This is a genomic window from Ramlibacter sp., from assembly GCF_035554825.1.
GTDB lineage: Bacteria > Pseudomonadota > Gammaproteobacteria > Burkholderiales > Burkholderiaceae_C > Ramlibacter.
This window is the reverse complement of record NZ_DATMHS010000175.1, coordinates 18,405-33,247: the sequence shown is the minus strand read 5'-3', so window position 1 is coordinate 33,247 and position 14,843 is coordinate 18,405. Positions and strand designations below refer to the sequence as shown.

Annotated in this window: 13 protein-coding genes and 1 pseudogene; 9 read left to right on the top strand and 5 right to left on the bottom strand. The window is 69.7% G+C overall.

Translation table 11 applies throughout. The annotated features are described in order from the left end of the window. From VNT59_RS21700 to VNT59_RS21690, 3 genes and pseudogenes are all read left to right on the top strand, one after another. A pseudogene (locus VNT59_RS21700) lies at positions 1-277 on the top strand (tripartite tricarboxylate transporter permease); the annotation flags it as partial. 202 nt (positions 278-479) lie between these two features. Beyond that, positions 480-971 carry a hypothetical protein gene (locus VNT59_RS21695; protein ID WP_325502053.1) on the top strand — a complete coding sequence of 164 codons (492 nt, stop codon included), beginning with the start codon at positions 480-482 and terminating at the stop codon, positions 969-971. Between the two features lie 120 nt (positions 972-1,091). Continuing rightward, positions 1,092-1,727: a DUF6448 family protein gene (locus VNT59_RS21690; protein ID WP_325502051.1), complete on the top strand. Its 636-nt coding sequence runs from the start codon at positions 1,092-1,094 to the stop codon at positions 1,725-1,727. A 40-nt stretch (positions 1,728-1,767) separates the two neighbouring features. On the opposite strand, the gene VNT59_RS21685 is transcribed toward VNT59_RS21690, so the two are convergent. Beyond that, a complete protein-coding gene (locus tag VNT59_RS21685; RefSeq protein WP_325502049.1) occupies positions 1,768-3,465 on the bottom strand; it encodes a carboxylesterase/lipase family protein in 1,698 nt (565 codons plus the stop codon). Between the two features lie 168 nt (positions 3,466-3,633). Here VNT59_RS21685 and VNT59_RS21680 point away from each other — a divergent pair, with 168 nt between their 5' ends. Together VNT59_RS21680 and VNT59_RS21675 are read left to right on the top strand one after the other, a co-directional pair. Beyond that, positions 3,634-4,659, top strand: a complete 1,026-nt coding sequence (locus VNT59_RS21680; RefSeq protein WP_325502047.1) for an AraC family transcriptional regulator — start codon at positions 3,634-3,636, stop codon at positions 4,657-4,659. 168 nt (positions 4,660-4,827) lie between these two features. Continuing rightward, entirely contained in the window at positions 4,828-5,805 is a 978-nt protein-coding gene (locus tag VNT59_RS21675) for a recombination-associated protein RdgC (protein WP_325502045.1), read from the top strand. Positions 5,806-5,830: 25 nt separating this feature from the next. Here VNT59_RS21675 and VNT59_RS21670 read toward each other — a convergent pair whose 3' ends face one another. After that, positions 5,831-6,928 (bottom strand): helix-turn-helix transcriptional regulator, encoded by a 1,098-nt coding sequence (locus VNT59_RS21670; RefSeq protein ID WP_325502043.1) that lies wholly within the window; start codon positions 6,926-6,928, stop codon positions 5,831-5,833. A gap of 18 nt (positions 6,929-6,946) precedes the next feature. Next, positions 6,947-7,546 (bottom strand): GNAT family N-acetyltransferase, encoded by a 600-nt coding sequence (locus VNT59_RS21665; protein WP_325502041.1) that lies wholly within the window; start codon positions 7,544-7,546, stop codon positions 6,947-6,949. A 426-nt stretch (positions 7,547-7,972) separates the two neighbouring features. Between VNT59_RS21665 and VNT59_RS21660 the strand changes: the two genes are divergently transcribed. Next, positions 7,973-8,182 carry a hypothetical protein gene (locus VNT59_RS21660; protein ID WP_325502039.1) on the top strand — a complete coding sequence of 70 codons (210 nt, stop codon included), beginning with the start codon at positions 7,973-7,975 and terminating at the stop codon, positions 8,180-8,182. A gap of 15 nt (positions 8,183-8,197) precedes the next feature. Here VNT59_RS21660 and VNT59_RS21655 read toward each other — a convergent pair whose 3' ends face one another. Next, entirely contained in the window at positions 8,198-9,283 is a 1,086-nt protein-coding gene (locus VNT59_RS21655; RefSeq protein ID WP_325502037.1) for a hypothetical protein, read from the bottom strand. A gap of 652 nt (positions 9,284-9,935) precedes the next feature. On the opposite strand from VNT59_RS21655, the gene VNT59_RS21650 reads away from it, so the two are divergent. Further along, positions 9,936-11,027 carry a prolyl oligopeptidase family serine peptidase gene (locus tag VNT59_RS21650; RefSeq protein ID WP_325502035.1) on the top strand — a complete coding sequence of 364 codons (1,092 nt, stop codon included), beginning with the start codon at positions 9,936-9,938 and terminating at the stop codon, positions 11,025-11,027. Between the two features lie 102 nt (positions 11,028-11,129). Here the strand turns inward: VNT59_RS21650 and VNT59_RS21645 are convergent, their stop codons facing one another. Then, positions 11,130-11,744, bottom strand: coding sequence for a DUF1326 domain-containing protein (locus tag VNT59_RS21645; RefSeq protein ID WP_325502033.1), 615 nt, complete (start codon positions 11,742-11,744; stop codon positions 11,130-11,132). A 209-nt stretch (positions 11,745-11,953) separates the two neighbouring features. Between VNT59_RS21645 and VNT59_RS21640 the strand changes: the two genes are divergently transcribed. Both VNT59_RS21640 and VNT59_RS21635 read left to right on the top strand, forming a co-directional pair. After that, positions 11,954-12,742, top strand: a complete 789-nt coding sequence (locus VNT59_RS21640; protein WP_325502031.1) for a DUF2182 domain-containing protein — start codon at positions 11,954-11,956, stop codon at positions 12,740-12,742. Between the two features lie 578 nt (positions 12,743-13,320). After that, the gene (locus VNT59_RS21635) at positions 13,321-14,469 is read left to right on the top strand and encodes a hypothetical protein (RefSeq protein ID WP_325502029.1); all 1,149 of its coding nucleotides are present in this window, start codon (positions 13,321-13,323) and stop codon (positions 14,467-14,469) included. The last annotated feature ends 374 nt before the right edge of the window (positions 14,470-14,843 follow it).

Sequence of the window (14,843 nt, the reverse complement as noted above, 5' to 3'; positions counted from 1 at the left end):
CACCTTCGACGTGTGGATGGTGGGCATCTTCGGCCTCATCGGCTACGTGTTCATCAAGCTCGGCTGCGAGCCGGCGCCGCTGCTGCTCGGGTTCATCCTGGGCCCGATGATGGAAGAGAACCTGCGCCGGGCGCTGCTGCTCTCGCGCGGCAGCTGGAGCGTCCTGGTCACGCGTCCGCTGTCGGCCGGCCTGCTGGCCGCCGCCCTGCTGCTGATCGCCATCGTGGCCCTGCCCTCGATCAAGGCCAAGCGCGAGGAAGCATTCGTCGAGGACTGATCCGGCTCCCCTGCGGTTCTTCTCGAGACGGCGCCCACGGGCGCCGTTTTTCGTTGGTGACCCACGGCGAACGGCCGGCCTGACCCGCTTCGCCAGGCCCTGAACGGCGGGGCGCCGGCCCGCCGGCCCCGCTTCTTGATGCGGGTCAACCATTTTTGCTGCCGAGCGGGCAAAGCTGTGCCGAACAACGAAGGAGAGCGACATGGGTGACTGGTCCCTGCGGCGCCGGACGCCGCTCCTGCACTGGCGGCACTGGCTGCTCGCGACGCTGCTGGCGGCGCCCGGCTGGGCGCTGGCGCAGGCGTACGTGGGCCGGGTGTGCCTGGTGAGCACCGTGACCGCGCGCCAGACCGGCCCGGTGACGCCGCAGGCGATGACCATGCAGTTGGACGTCACCAACCTGGGTGGAACCACCTATGCCGTCTCGGGCTGGCTGCCGACCGCGGACCAGCCGTTCGTCGTCACGGGGCAAGCCACGGTCATCGGCGGCGAGCTCTACTTCAACATGACGACGTCGCAACGGCATGCCGACGGCTGGATGGACACCGGCGTGAACCAGACCCGGGTGAGCCTGGCGACCATGACCGGCACGTTCTACGAGATCGGCCACGACTTCGACACCGTCGGCCGCACCTTCGACAACAGCCGCTATACCGCCGGCACGGTGAGCCTGTCGCTCAACCCCTGCCAGTGAGCTGCGCGGGGTGGCGCGGCCCCGTTCTTGCGATTTCCTAAGTCCGGGCACGGCCGTGGGAACGGCCCGGCCGCGGGCCGGTCCATGCCATCACTTCCACCTTCTTTCAGGAGTCATCGCATGGCCACCATCCGCCATCTTCCATTGCGCCGCGCCTTCGCGGTCGTCGCCGCCGCCGCCGCCATGGCCTGGGCCGGCGCCGCCCAGGCCCATTGCGACACGCTCGACGGACCGGTGGTGAGCGACGCCAGGCGCGCGCTCGACACCGGCAACGTCAACCTGGTGCTCGGCTGGGTGCGCAAGCAGGACGAGGCCGAGCTGCGCCATGCCTTCCAGCAAGCCGCGGCCGTGCGCAAGACCGGCGCGGCGGCCCGCGAACTGGCCGACAGCTATTTCTTCGAGACGCTGGTGCGGGTGCACCGCGCCGGCGAAGGCGCGCCCTACACCGGCCTCAAGCCGGCGGGCGCGATCGAACCCGCGATCGCCGCCGCCGACAAGTCGATCGCCAGCGGCCAGCTCGAGCCGGTCGCCAAGCTCGTCACCCAGCGCACGCAGCAGGGTCTGCACCAGCAGTTCGCGGCCGTCACCGCGCGCAAGAAGTACGACCCGAACGACGTCGCCGCCGCCCGGGCGTATGTGGACGCGTACGTGCAGTACGTGCACTACGTCGAGCGGGTGCACGATGCGGCGGCCACCGGGCACGACGCTCACCCGGCCCCGGCCGCGCCGGCCAAGCCCGCCGGGCACCAGCACTGAGCGCGCCGCCGCGCGGCGGGTGGCCCCGCCGTGCGCGGCCTCATTGCGTCGTGATCACCGCCTGGCTGGGCGTGGCATCGAAGATCAGCTTGGCCGGCCACGGTTGCCACGGCTTGCCGAGCGCCTCGTTGTTGGGGTCGCCGCTGCGGGCGAACGCCCCGATGCTCGCCATCATGGCCGACGACAGCGCGAGCCGGCCCGGCCGGTTGGCCGAGCTGGCGATGGCGTTCGAGAACAGCGATGGCCCGAAATTGCCGAACACGAACGGCAGGTCGAAGGCGTGCGCGGCGCCGTAGACGGTGTTCCAGGGCGCCGGCTCCCGGGCCCAGTTGAACTGGTAGTACCAGACGGTCGGCTGCTGCGTCTTCAGGGTGTTGAGCACGTTGTCGCGGCTCGGCGTCATGAAGATCCCGCCGAGCAGGCGGGTCTTGGCCGTCCAGCCCGTGGTGGGCGCATCCGACGGCAGGTATGCCGGATCGAGGATGTCGGCCTCGGTCAGCGTCGGCGCATCGCCGTTGTAGTTCGCCATCATGTTGAAGCGCGTGGCATCGCTCACCTTGAACCCGGGCGGGCCGCCGAACAGGGCGAGGAACGGCGCGAACAGCTTGCCTTCTTCCGCGGTGTTGCTGGCCAGGACCGGCACCTTGTTGTACCTGCCGGCGGCGATCGCGGCGATGGGGTCCGTGGGCAGCACGGTGCCGTCGGGGATCGGGCCCGATCCGGTGAGGCCGCTCGCGAGCAGCGTCGACAGGATCAGCTTCGCGTCCTTGCCGCGCAGGTACGCGGCGACCTCCGCCGCGCTCTTGCTCGCGACCAGCGCCTGGGCCGAGGCGGTGTCGGCCGCGCTGCCATCGGCGATGAGCAGCTTGGCGAGCAGCGCATTCGCCTGGGTCAGGTAGGTGCTGGCGGGGTTGAGCGTCGGCAGGCTGCCGGCCGGCAGGTTGGTGGCCAGCGAGATGCCCCCGGACAGCGGCGCCAGCCGCTGGAACAGGCCGGCCGCCAGCGGCGACGTCATCAGCGCCCAGGCATTGATGGCGCCCGCGGACTGGCCCATCAATGTCACGTTGCCGGGATCGCCCCCGAACACCGCCGCGTTGCTCTTGACGAATTTGAGCGCCTGGATGATGTCCAGCAGCGCGAAGTTGCCCGAATCCTCGGCGGCATTGGTGCCGCTCTTGAGCTGCGGCAGGTTGAAGAAGCCGAGCGGCCCGACGCGGTAGTTGCTGGTGATCACCACCGCCTTGGCCGCCTTCGCCAGCGCGGCGCCGTCGTACACCGGGTCGGCGGTGTAGCCGGAGATGTTGCTGCCGCCATAGACGAAGAAGATCACCGGCAGGCCGCTGGCGTCGCCGGACGGGCGCCACACGTTCAGCGTCAGGCAGTCTTCGCTGCCCACCGGCGTATTGAGGGTGCTGGCGATGGTGCCGTCGTAGGTGTTGTTGGCGCCCGGCCCGTAGATGCGGCCGTTCTGCAGGCAGGCATTGCCGAAGCGCTGCGCCGACAGCGTCTCGCGCCACGGCGCCGGCTCGACCGGCGCCTTCCAGCGCAGCGGTCCCACCGGCGCCTGCGCGAACGGAATGCCCTTCCAGGACACCGTACCGTTGGCCGCGTCGTTGGTGCCCTGCACCAGGCCGTAGCTCGTCAGCCGCAACGCCGGATCGTCGTCGGAGCCGCCGCAGCCCGACAGCAGCGCGGCCAGGCCGGCGCCGAGCACCGTGAGCCATTTCGCAAATCCCATCGCAGTCTCCTCGTGTTTCGGGGTAAACCTCGTCTTGTGGCGGGCCGGGAAATCCCGTGCAATCGCCTCTCCCGCCGCACTGCGGCAGGCCACCAGTGTAGGAAGCGGCAGCCCCGGCGGTATGTCGCAACGCGGCCAATCGAGTGACTTCACGCGCCAGCGAGGACCATGCAACGCACCAGTTCCTGCACCTGGGTCACAGGCATCCTGGAGATGTTCGCCGCGCAGGGCATCGAGGTGCCGCTGCTGGTGCGGCTGGCCGGCATCGATCCGCGCCGCCTCGAGTGCCCCGAGGAGCGCTTCGGCGCCGATGAAGTGAGCCGGCTGTGGGAACTGGCGGTCGCGCGCAGCGGCGACCCCGCGCTCGGTCTGGACCGGCAGCTCACCGCCAAGTACGTGAACTTCGACGTGGTCGGCTACGCCATGCTGTCGAGCCCGGACCTGCGCACCGGCCTGGAGCGCCTGGCCCGCTACATGGCCGTGGTCTCCGATGCGGCCACCTTCGAGCTGCTGCGCGAAGGCGACCAGCACTGGCTGGTGCTCGGCGGCTCCGGTTATGCGCGTCCGGTGCCGCGCCAGCGCTATGCCTACGGCCTGCTCTCGCTGGTCACGCTGTGCCAGTGGCTCACCCGGCGCGACGTGCAGCCGCTGGCCGTGGAGTTCAAGTTCGAGGCGCCGCCGGAGCTGGAACGCTATCGCCGGGAGTTCCGCTGCCCGGTGCGCTTCGGCCAACCCGAGAACCGCCTGCGGCTGGCGCCGGCCGACCTGCAGGCGCCGATCCCGTCGCGCAATCCGTCGCTGCTGCAGTTGCACGAGCAGGTGCTGCGCGACCGCCTGGCCAGGCTGCACGGCGCCCGCACCAGTCACCGGGTCAGCCAGGAGATCGTGCGCCGGCTCGCGCGCGGCGAGCCGCGGCGCGAGGAGATCGCCGCCAGCCTGGCCCTGGCCGACCGCACGCTGCAGCGCCGCCTGCGGGCGGAGCACACCTCGTTCCAGCAGCTGCTGGACGACGCCCGCCGCGAGCTGGCATGCCAATACCTCGCGGAAGAACGCTACACGCTGCACCAGGTGGCGGGGCAGCTCGGATTCGTCGACCAGAGCAACTTCTTCCGTGCCTGCCGCCGCTGGTTCGGCGAGCCGCCCGGACAGTACCGGCGGCGCGTCGTCAAGTCCGCCGAACCCGCCCTGTTGTGAATTGACCGCAGCGGGCGCGGCGCGGGCCGGGCCGGCGACCCGCGGCCTTAGAATCCGCTCGCCTTGCGCCACGCCGCAGCCGCGCCCCACGCGCCCGCGGCCTTCGAACGCGCAGCTTCGCAGCCACGCGCCAGCGCGTGGTCCGCATCACCGTTTTCACCGCTTCCGATGTTCAAGAGCGCGTCCTACTTTCGAATCAATCCCGACTTCGTGCTGCCGCCGCTGGAGGCACTCGAGGAAACCCTCCAGGCGACCCGCTTCCTGCCCTGCGGGGCCACCGAAACCGAATCCAGCGGCTGGATCGCGCCGCGCGGCAAGAAGAGCCTGCTGCTCGCCGAAAGCGTGGGCGGCCAGCTGATCCTGAAACTCGCCACCGAGCGGCGCGCCCTGCCGGCGTCGGCCGTCAAGGCGGCGCTCGACGAGCGGATCGACAAGTACAAGCAGGAGACCGGCAACGAGCGGGTCGGCGCCAAGCTGAAGAAGGAGTTCAAGGAGGAGATCGTGTTCGAGCTGCTGCCGCGGGCGTTCACCAAGCGCTCGGCCACGCTGCTCTGGCTGGACCCGGCCAACAAGTTCCTGGTGGTCGACAGCGGCAGCCTCAGCGGCGCCGACCGGATCGTCACGGCGCTGATCGAGGTGCTGAGCCAGGTGCGGGGCGCCGGCCCGTCGCTGACCGTCAAGCCGGTGCGCACCAACACGTCCGCCGCCGCGGCGATGAGCCACTGGCTGGCTACGCGCGAGGCGCCCTTCGCCTTCAGCGTCGACCGCGATTGCGAATTGAAGACGCCCGACGACCAGAAATCCACGGTCCGCTACTCGCGCCACACGCTGGAGATCGACGAAGTGCCGCAGCACATCGCGACCGGCAAGGTGCCCACGCAGCTGGCCATGACCTGGAACGAACGGGTGTCCTTCGTGCTCAGCGAATCCGGCCAGCTGCGCAAGCTGAAGATGCTGGACGTCGTGATGGACGGCGTGCAGGAAGGCGGCAAGGACGACGACGGCTTCGATGCCGACGTGGCGATCGTCACCGGCGAGCTCGGCGGGCTGCTGCCCGACCTGCTCGAGGCGCTCGGCGGCGAGGTGGAGGAAGGCGCTGGCGCGCCGGCGCCCGCCGCCGCGCCTGCGGAAGCGGTTGCCGCCTAGCACCGGCAACGCAGCGTCGCGCGCCTCAGTCCGCGCTGGCGCCGCGCAGCTTGCTCACGACCTGCCGCTGCGAGCTGCAGCCGGTCTTGCCGAGGATCGAGGAGACCTGGTGCCGCACGGTGTTGACGGCCGAATCGCGGCGCTGGGCGATTTCCTTGGGTGAATAGCCGCGCGCCAGCAGGTCCAGCACCTCGGTTTCGGCCCGGGTAAGCCCGTGGCGCGCGGCCAGCGCCTGCAGCTGGCGCGCGCTGGCGTGGGCCTTGCGCTCCAGCGTCACCAGCAGCAGCTGCTCCTCGAGCGCGTCCCGCGGCGGCGCGATGGCGCGCCACGCCACCACGTGCACCTGCCACAGCGCCGCCGACTCCGTGAGCAGGTCGAAGCTCGCGCTGCCGTTGGTGCGCCGCGCGACGTGCAGGGCGACCAGCCACTCGCTGTGCTTTTCGGGCACGAGAATCCGCAGGTAGCCCCCGGCCAGCTCGACCGGGAGTTCGCCGAACGCCGTTGCCGCGGCGGCGTTGGCGGTGACCACCCGCCCCTGGGCGTCGGCGACCAGGCAGGCGGTCGGCAGGTGTTCGACGATGTCGGCCAGCACCGGGCTCGGCGTCGCCTCGCGCCACAGCTGCTCGCGCAGCAGCGCGGCGCGCCGGAAGTGCGGCAGCAGCCGTTCCAGCAGGTGTCCCGCCGCCGGCCCGAACGGCGCCTGCGCCGCCGCGCGCACCACGCCGACGACGGTCGACGTGCCGTCGTCGTGGTGGATGACGCCGGCCAGCCGCCAGCGCAGGCCGAGCGGCAGCAGGAACTCCTGGTAGAACGGACTGGCGGCGACGAAGCGCTCGGCGAACGCCTGGTCGCAGTGCAGGACGCCGCCGGACGGCATCCTGGCCAGCTGCGGCGGCGCCGGGTCGCATGCCGCCCAGCGCCGCGCATAGGCGGCGTTGGCCTCCTCCAGCAGCGGGTTGCTCGCCTGCCAGGCCAGCACCGCGCCGGTGGCGCGGTCGAAGGTGTGGATGCGCGCCGCGCTGCCTTCCAGGGCGGCGTTCAGCGCCGCCAGCAGTTCTGGCGGGTAGCGGCCGAACAGGAGGTTGCCGTACAGCTGTTCGAGCACATCCAGGAGATGGTCCACGGCACCGGGGCGGCGAGCTTAACCAAAGGTGCCGGCGGCAGCCGGCGTTGCTGCCCCTCGCGCGTGCCCCAGGAGCGCGAGCAGCTCGCGCTTGCGTTCCGGCGCCAGCGGGTAGTGGCGCGCCGTGGTGCGCAGCGGCGAGCCGCAGGCCGCGAAATGCGCCTGGTCGCCGCCCAGCACGAACATCGGCACCACCACCCCGCGCCGGGCATCGAGCGACGGCGCGCCGAAGCCACGGCAGCCCATGCGGGTGTAGAGCGGCTCCAGCCGCGGATGGCAGTGAAAGAAGGCGATCTCCGCGCCATGCGGCGCCCGCTGCGCGGCGTGGATGGTGGCCCGCAGCAGTTCGGTGGCCAGGTCGCCGCCGCGTGCCGCGGCCGGCATCGTGAACATCGAGACATAGGCGAACGGGCGCTGGTAATGGGCGGCAAAGCGCGTCAGGTCCAGGCATTGCTCGGCGGCGGCGGGCAGCTGCGGCCACAGGTGCAGCCGGGCCCATCCCGCGGGCCGGCCGGCCGCGTCCAGCGCGGCGAAGTGCTGCGGCGACGCATGCTCGATGGTGAACGCGCGGTGGCGGACGGCGGCCACCGGCGCATCGGTACTGACTGCTCCCGTCATCTGGCCTCCCTCGCCTGCCGTCGGAACGAGTGGCGATCCTGCCCCGAAACCGCCCGCACGCGCATCACCAAAATGCGTGATGCGGGCGCGGCTGCGGCGCCAACGCCGGTCCGCCCGGCTCCCGCGCCGCGCCGCGGCCGGGCCTGCTTGATCCGGCTCAAGGAAAAGTGCAACAAGGACACTGGATAAGGCTGTGGATAAACGCTGCCTACGCAGTGAACAAGGCGGGGACAGGCTGCCGCCAATGAGCATGGGCCTGCCCGCCGGGGCCGGTCTGACCCTTCATCCAGTGACTTGTATCCGCCGGCGCTGCGCGGCCGCCGGGGCGACGGCCGGCTCTTGCGCCCCGGATGCACCCTCCCTACAGTTTCGGGCGGTCGCATCTGCGACCGCGAAGATTCTGCGAGGAGGTGGCTTCGCGCGGCTATGTGCAATACGTTTCGATCCAGGCTGGCGGAGTGGCGCGACGCCGAGAGCAAGGCCAGCGCCGCCGAGCGTTCCCTCACCCATCTGCTGTTCTCGCGGCTGGACGATCCCCTGCCGGCGGACGGCCTCGTCACCGAGGCGAAGCAGCTGCGCGAGCTGGCCAACGAAAAACTCAAGGCCGCGATCGCGGCCCTGCGCGTCAAGCGTTGAGCGGCGCCGCGGCGCTCACCACCGCGGCAGCGAACAGCAGAAGACGGCGAACCGGGTCGGCGCCCCGGCGACGCCGGCGCTACCCTGCGCGATCTCCCGGTCGCCGGCCCGGATCCCGACGCTGGCCGAGACCCGCTCGCCGACGCTGCTGTCCATCCGCAGTTCGTCGCCGGGCATGGCCTGGAAGGTCCAGGTGGTGTTGCCTTGCCCGCCACCGCTGAACGATTGCCGCACCGAGCGGGTGACCGGATCGGTGATGCTCAAGTTCACCGCGAAAGGCGCGGCCGTGGGGCCGGGGGACGGTCCGAGCGCGGTCGGGTAGACGAAGAAGGTCACCGGCTGCGCGGGCCCCGGTTGCGAGCCGCGGCAGCAGACGATCGTGAGCACGGCGCCCGTGCTTTTCACCGCCTTCATCGTCCCCAGCACCGCGCCGGCCGATTCGATCGCGATCGTCGCTTCGGCGTCATCGGGCGCTTGCGTCGAAAAGGAGGCGTTCAGGTACAGCGGGTCGCCTTCGCGGCCGGCGACCGTCCATGATCGCGTCCCCTGCACGGCGGCGGAGCCGCTGTCGACGTACTCGCCGGCCGCGCCGCCGGCGCGCATGAAGCTCGCGTTCAGCGGTGCGGTGTTCGAGACGACGCGAAAAGTGGCTTCGCGCTCCCCATAGTCGGAGAAGGCGCCGGCCGTCAGCACACCGCAGCTCGTCAGGTACTTGGTAAGCATGGCTCCGCCGACGTCGGTCACCGTGATCTCGTAGCTGCGAACGGCGCCGCAGCGCGGGATCGGCGGGGCGGGCATGGCGGGCGGCGGCACGGCGAACGCGTAGGCCGGCTGGCCCGCGGCCGTGCTGGCATTGGTGCGATCCAGCATCTGCGGCGCGCCGTTGTCGACCGTGAGTTCCACGCGCGCGATGGCGCGCGTTCCGATCGAGGCGGCGCCCGCAAGCGGCGCCACCGTGACGGTCCCGCTGGCGATGCTCGCGCTGAAACGGATCAGCGGCCGCGCCTCTGGCGCCGGCTCCGGCGCGCCGCCACCGCCGTCGCCGCACGCGCCGACGAGGAAGGTCAGGACGAGGACGACCAGGCCGGCGATCGTGCGCATGGAGACTCCCTGGAGCTGCTGCGCTCTTCACTATAGTCGCCTGCCCCCGAAGGCGGTCACGTCCGGCACGGGTTGGAACGGCTGACCGAACTATCGACCAATAGACCGCCTTCAGCGCGATCACCACCGCACGCATGCAGTGGAAGACGCACGCAATGTCCTCAGACACAGCAAAGCAGTTCCCGGCCCTTCCAAGCTCCTGGGTCGCGCCGGCGCTGGCTCACCAAGCACCCCCGAGCGCTACTCTGAGCGGGGAGTGGCGGCGCGGCGCGCAACGTGCGCCGCCTCCGCGTCGACACGCTGATCGCAGTGGAAGGAGCAGCGCACGCAGAGTCGGCGGCTCGCCAACGCCGCAAACCAATGTGCTGCCATCTCGCAGTGAGCGAACACCGGCGCGTGGCCACCGCTTGCCTTCGCTCAGAGCTTCCGGCTGGACCACCCCTCGCCGTGGATCAACCTGTCGAACATCTCGTGATGCTCAGCCATTGAGGCACGCTGGCACCGGAGAGCGGGCCGGTGCATGCGCGCCAGCCTCCCGACTGCGTCGCGGCATGGAGCCCTTCCTGCGATGCGTCATGAAGATCGGGATGGAGTCCTACGTAGCGCCGGGCCCCCTTGCTTAGCATGGGTTGTATTCGGAGGATCAGGTCCAATGTCATCGAAACGCACGCGCACGTTCCTTGTCGCCGCAGTTCTGGCGGCCGGCCTCGTCACCCAACACAGTGCCGCAATCGCGGCGCCGCCGGACGCCTCGACTTCGGTCGTGAAACTGCAGCGCTACCAAGTGGATCCCGCGAAGATCTTCGTCGCCGGCATTTCGTCTGGCGGCTTTGCCGCCGTGCAGATGCACGTGGCGCACTCTTCGACATTCAAGGGCGCGGCGATCTATGCGGGCGGCGTTTACTGGTGCGCCGGCGCAGGTGGCGTGGCCACGGCCCTGGGCAATTGCGGCGGGCAGACCTTGCCGACGGGCCAGGCCTCGTACAACAGCACGCTCGCCGAGTCGCAGACCTACCTCGAGACGCAGTCGGCACTCGGCACGATCGACGCCGCGTCGAACCTGCGCGGCCAACCCGTTTACCTCTGGTCCGGCACGAAGGACGCAACCGTCAACCCGCTCGAGATGGCGGACTTGAATTCCGAATACCTGCGCTATGGGGCCAACGTTCGTTTCGACAACACCTTTCCGGCGGCCCACGGCTGGGAGTCTCCCAACGGTGAGCTCGACTGCGGCACCGCGGGCAGTCCGTTCATGGTCCGGTGCTCGCAGAACGGCGCCGTGTACGACTCGGTCAAAACCTGGCTCACGATGTTCCTGGGCTCACTCGCGCCGCGCAACAACGGAAAGCTCCAGGGCAGCTTGATGACCTTCGACCAGACGGAATTCGGGGCTTCGCCCAAGGTGTCGCTGAGTCCGACCGGGTCCGTCTTCGTGCCGAAGTCCTGCTCGCAAGGCCGGACCTGCGGTTTCGTGCTTGCGCTGCACGGCTGCAAGCAGCAGTCCGCGCTGATCGGCAACAAGTGGGTGGGCCAAGCCGGCATCAACGAGTGGGCCGACACGAACAGCCTGATCGTGCTGTACCCCGACACGATCGCCACCTCTGCGCCGGACCCCACGAACCCCAATGCCTGCTTCGACTGGTGGGGCTATTCGAACCAGGCCGACCCGAACTATGCGATCAAGACCGGCCTGCAGATGCAGGTGCTGTACTCGATGGTGCAGCGGGTCGCTGGCGTTCAGTAGGGCCAGCTACAAGACCGGCGCGAGTCTGGGCGCCGCAGAGGGCTCGCGCGCGGTCTTGGCGAACCGCCCGCTCGAGCGGCTACGCGCCTGGCGGCCGGCGCCTCAGGCACTCCACGCGAACGGAGCGAAGTGCCCGTTGCGCTGGCCACTCGAATCCTTCCACCTGATGCCGAACGCGTCGAAGCGGCTTTCGGTCGCCTTCGCCAGCGAAAGGCGGCTGTTGACGGGATGCGCCGTGTTGTCGATGCAGATCGCCTCCTGCGCGTTGCCGGCGCTCGCGACCCCTTCGCAGGCCTGGGTCACCAGGTCCCCGGCGCTCACCGAGTGGCGCAGTCCGTCGGACTCGAACCGGATCGGCCGCCGCTCCACCCCGGCGACGCGCCCGACCAGCGGGCCGAGCGCCGCCATCGGTCCGCCGGCAGCCCCGGTGGCAATCGCGCCGATCGCCTGTGCCTGCTCGTCGGAAGCCTTCTCGTCGACGATCAGGCCCACGGTGATGTTGCCTTCGGCCATCGGGCCGGGCGACTCCATCACGACGATGAACGACAACCCGTCCAGGCTCACGCCATCCTTCGCTCCCTTGTCGATGCGCATCGCGACCGCCGCCTTGCAATCTCCTTCGGTCGGGCGCGCCGTGAGGTTGGACGTGATGCAGGGGCAGAGAAATGCGCAATTGCATGTCTCCATGTACTGACCCGAGATTTGCCATGAGGCCATCGCGTGACTCCTTGCAACCTGGTGTGGACAGGCAGCTTATGGCGCCGGCGCATCTGCCGCAAGCGGCCGGTTGCACCATGCGCGCCCCATGGGTATGCATGGCTCGGCAGTGCGCCGCTCGCCGCCGTTGACAGCGCGCGCAAAGAGGCGGATCGTGGGGCATTCGTGTCGACCGGCCGCCGCCTTCCGACGCGGAAAGGTGGTGGGCAGTGCAACAGCAGAGTTCCGCTCCGGGAGCTGAGGCTCCAATCGGTTTGCTCGTGCGTCAGCAAGGATGGCAAACGACAGCGCTCCTCGCCGTCAGCGTTGCCGCATGGGCATTCCTGGCCTGGATGGCTTTGCACATGGATCATCCGTTCGCCGAGTTGACGATGCCGGAGTCGGCGCGCTGGACTGCGTCGAACGCGCTGGCCATCTGGCTGATGTGGGCCGTGATGATGGCCGCCATGATGCTCCCGTCGGCGCTGCCCATGGTGCTGACGTTCGGGCGCCTGTCTTCGCGGTCCGGCCAGCCGGCCCACGGCCGCAGCTTCGCCGCCGCCTACCTCGCCGTGTGGCTGGCCTTCAGCGTGGCGGCCACCGGCGCCCAGTGGGCGCTGCAGGCGGTCGACTGGGTCGACCAGATGATCATCAGCACTTCGCCCGGCCTGAGCGCAGCGCTGTTGCTCCTGGCCGGCGGCTACCAGTTCTCTCCGCTCAAGCGGTTGTGCCTCGACGGCTGCCGGTCGCCGATGGGGTTCCTGATCGGGGAGTGGCGCGCAGGCCTGAAAGGCGCGCTGGTGATGGGCGTGCGGCACGGACTGCTGTGCCTGGGCTGTTGCTGGGCGCTGATGGCGTTGCTGTTCGTGGGCGGCGTGATGAACCTGGCCTGGATCGCCGCGTTGTCGCTGGCGGTTGCCATCGAGAAACTGGCGCCCGGGGGACAGCGCATCGCGACGGCCCTCGGTCTCGCGCTGATCGCAGCGGGCGCGTGGCGGCTCCTGCTGCTCCTTTCGTAGCCCCGCGTCGCAGCGCAAACCGACCGCCTGCGCGGCGAGCCACATCGCCTCGATGCGAATCATCGAAGCAGTTGGCCCAGCCAGGCCACGCACTGACTGGTTGCTGCAATCAGACCAACTATGCTGACGGCCAGCGCGCCGCGCTTGATCTCCACTCGGACTGTCTCCGCGTGCCTATCGCGGGTGCCAGGCGAAGCACCGGCGCACGGTGCAGGCCTGGCCGGCCCCAGCAACCTCAGGGGCATGCTGCACTCGTCACGGAGAATCGCCCCGGCGGGCGCCCGCTGCGTCAGTGTGGGTGGCGTCGTCGCTGCCACGCGCACTGGGACCAACGCACAGTACCCGCGAACCGACAGAGGATGGGCCTGGGCGAAATGTGGCGGCTCCTCAGCGGCTGCGTTCCTGAGAAAGAGCTCGACATGCGCTCTATTGGCCCAGGAGCATTCACAGCATGAAAGCAGCGCGAAGGCTGCTTCCGCCCCAAACCAGACATTCCTCGCAGCACGCTGCAACATGTCCGCGGCCATCTGTGGTGGCGGTCAGTGGCAAAGCGCCGCAGGTGCGCCTACATTGGAAGAATGAGACATTTCATCGCATGGATGCTGGCGCTGCTTGTGGGCTCCTGCGGCGGTGGCGGCGCGGAGGTCACCGCAACCAACGGCGCCGGCACGCCGACAATCCGCTTCGAAGGCGTGTACGACGTGGCTGCGACGCGCACGCTCACGATCCGCCCGGCGGCCGGAGCCGCGGCGATCGGCAGCAACGCGCTGGCGCGTGTCGACGTGCTGGTCAACGACCTGTCGACATTCTCGCTGGCTGCACCGAACGGCACCAACGCGCAGGACGCGGAATACGTCTTCGAGATTCCGCCTATCTTCCTGGGCGAGGCCGGCACGCGGTTTTGCACATCCAACCTGCCGCTGCGGATCACGGCGGTCGACGTCACAGGTTTCAGCTTCACCAAGTGGGTGACGGTTTGCCCCGTGATCTCGCAAACCTTCAGCGGGTTTTCCGACTACGGCGAGCACGACGTGCGCATCACGGCTTCGTCCTCGGCCCCGATGAACGCCCGCGCTTATCGCTACCAGGAAGCTGGCAGCTATCGCGACGACGTGCTGCGCAAATTGTTCACGTCTCTGGACGTGGTATTGCGCTCGGCCGAGCGCGACTCACTGAAGGCGAGCATCGGCACCTTCGGCGTGGATCTGGCGGGCGTGCCCTCCGTCCCGGTCGGCAGCACGATGACGATGCGCGTCGACGCCGGCGGCGGTGCTTTCGCCGAAGCCGCCGGGCTCTCTGAACCCGACCCCTTCCGTAACGGCCAATGGATAGACGCATCCCTGGCGTGCTGCCACGCTGTGGGGGACGGCTCGGCCAAGCAGGTGCGAATCATCATCACCGGCACGCGCTCGGGCAGCCCCGCCTCCTTCGACTACGCGTGGCGGGTCACCGATCCCGCCACGGGCACGGTCGTGTCGCAGGAGAGCGCAACCCGGGTCGGCGTGCCGCACGGTCCGTCCGGCGGCACGCTCGCTCGGCTCGAGCAGGTCCTCGACGTGCGCTCCGGCCAGCAGGTGCAGGTGACGGCCACGACAGACGGTCCACAGACGCAGCTCGACGCGTCGGTGTATGCCGGCGCGACGACCGGTCTGGCGCTGGCCTCCGCGGGCGGCAACCGCCAGACGCGTGTCAGCGTTTTCTGCTGCTCGCTCTACGCCTCGCCCTGACCCGGGTGTTGCACGCCGCCGTGCTGCTGCCCGGTTCGCCGCTGTACACGGTCGGTACGCGTCCACGCGGCACGTGGACGGGCGGTGCCGGCGGTGGCACGCTGAGCACAAGGCCACGGCCGCTTCTGGCCGAGAGCGGCCGTCCATCGAACTGCTTTCGGCCTGCGTTCTTTCGAACAGTGGCAATGCCAGGGTAAGAGCATCGGTGCCCCCCGCTGCCGGTCTGGGCTGCGGGGAAGGATTGAGCAATGGCGATTGAGAGGCGAGCCGCTCTAGCTTCAGCTGCACACGGCCCCCGTAGTTCAGCGCGCAGGTCATCTCGCCCGGAAGCAGATTCACCGCTTGATTGCCGTGGAGAGCAGCACCGCCTGCTG

What these genes read in the sequence shown, in the direction of transcription:
- VNT59_RS21695 (WP_325502053.1), top strand. Translation starts at nt 480, where the DNA reads ATGGGTGACTGGTCCCTGCGGCGCCGGACGCCGCTCCTGCACTGGCGG.
- VNT59_RS21690 (WP_325502051.1), top strand. Translation starts at nt 1,092, where the DNA reads ATGGCCACCATCCGCCATCTTCCATTGCGCCGCGCCTTCGCGGTCGTC.
- VNT59_RS21685 (WP_325502049.1), bottom strand. Translation starts at nt 3,465, where the DNA reads ATGGGATTTGCGAAATGGCTCACGGTGCTCGGCGCCGGCCTGGCCGCG.
- VNT59_RS21680 (WP_325502047.1), top strand. Translation starts at nt 3,634, where the DNA reads ATGCAACGCACCAGTTCCTGCACCTGGGTCACAGGCATCCTGGAGATG.
- VNT59_RS21675 (WP_325502045.1), top strand. Translation starts at nt 4,828, where the DNA reads ATGTTCAAGAGCGCGTCCTACTTTCGAATCAATCCCGACTTCGTGCTG.
- VNT59_RS21665 (WP_325502041.1), bottom strand. Translation starts at nt 7,546, where the DNA reads ATGACGGGAGCAGTCAGTACCGATGCGCCGGTGGCCGCCGTCCGCCAC.
- VNT59_RS21660 (WP_325502039.1), top strand. Translation starts at nt 7,973, where the DNA reads ATGTGCAATACGTTTCGATCCAGGCTGGCGGAGTGGCGCGACGCCGAG.
- VNT59_RS21655 (WP_325502037.1), bottom strand. Translation starts at nt 9,283, where the DNA reads ATGCGCACGATCGCCGGCCTGGTCGTCCTCGTCCTGACCTTCCTCGTC.
- VNT59_RS21650 (WP_325502035.1), top strand. Translation starts at nt 9,936, where the DNA reads ATGTCATCGAAACGCACGCGCACGTTCCTTGTCGCCGCAGTTCTGGCG.
- VNT59_RS21645 (WP_325502033.1), bottom strand. Translation starts at nt 11,744, where the DNA reads ATGGCCTCATGGCAAATCTCGGGTCAGTACATGGAGACATGCAATTGC.
- VNT59_RS21635 (WP_325502029.1), top strand. Translation starts at nt 13,321, where the DNA reads ATGAGACATTTCATCGCATGGATGCTGGCGCTGCTTGTGGGCTCCTGC.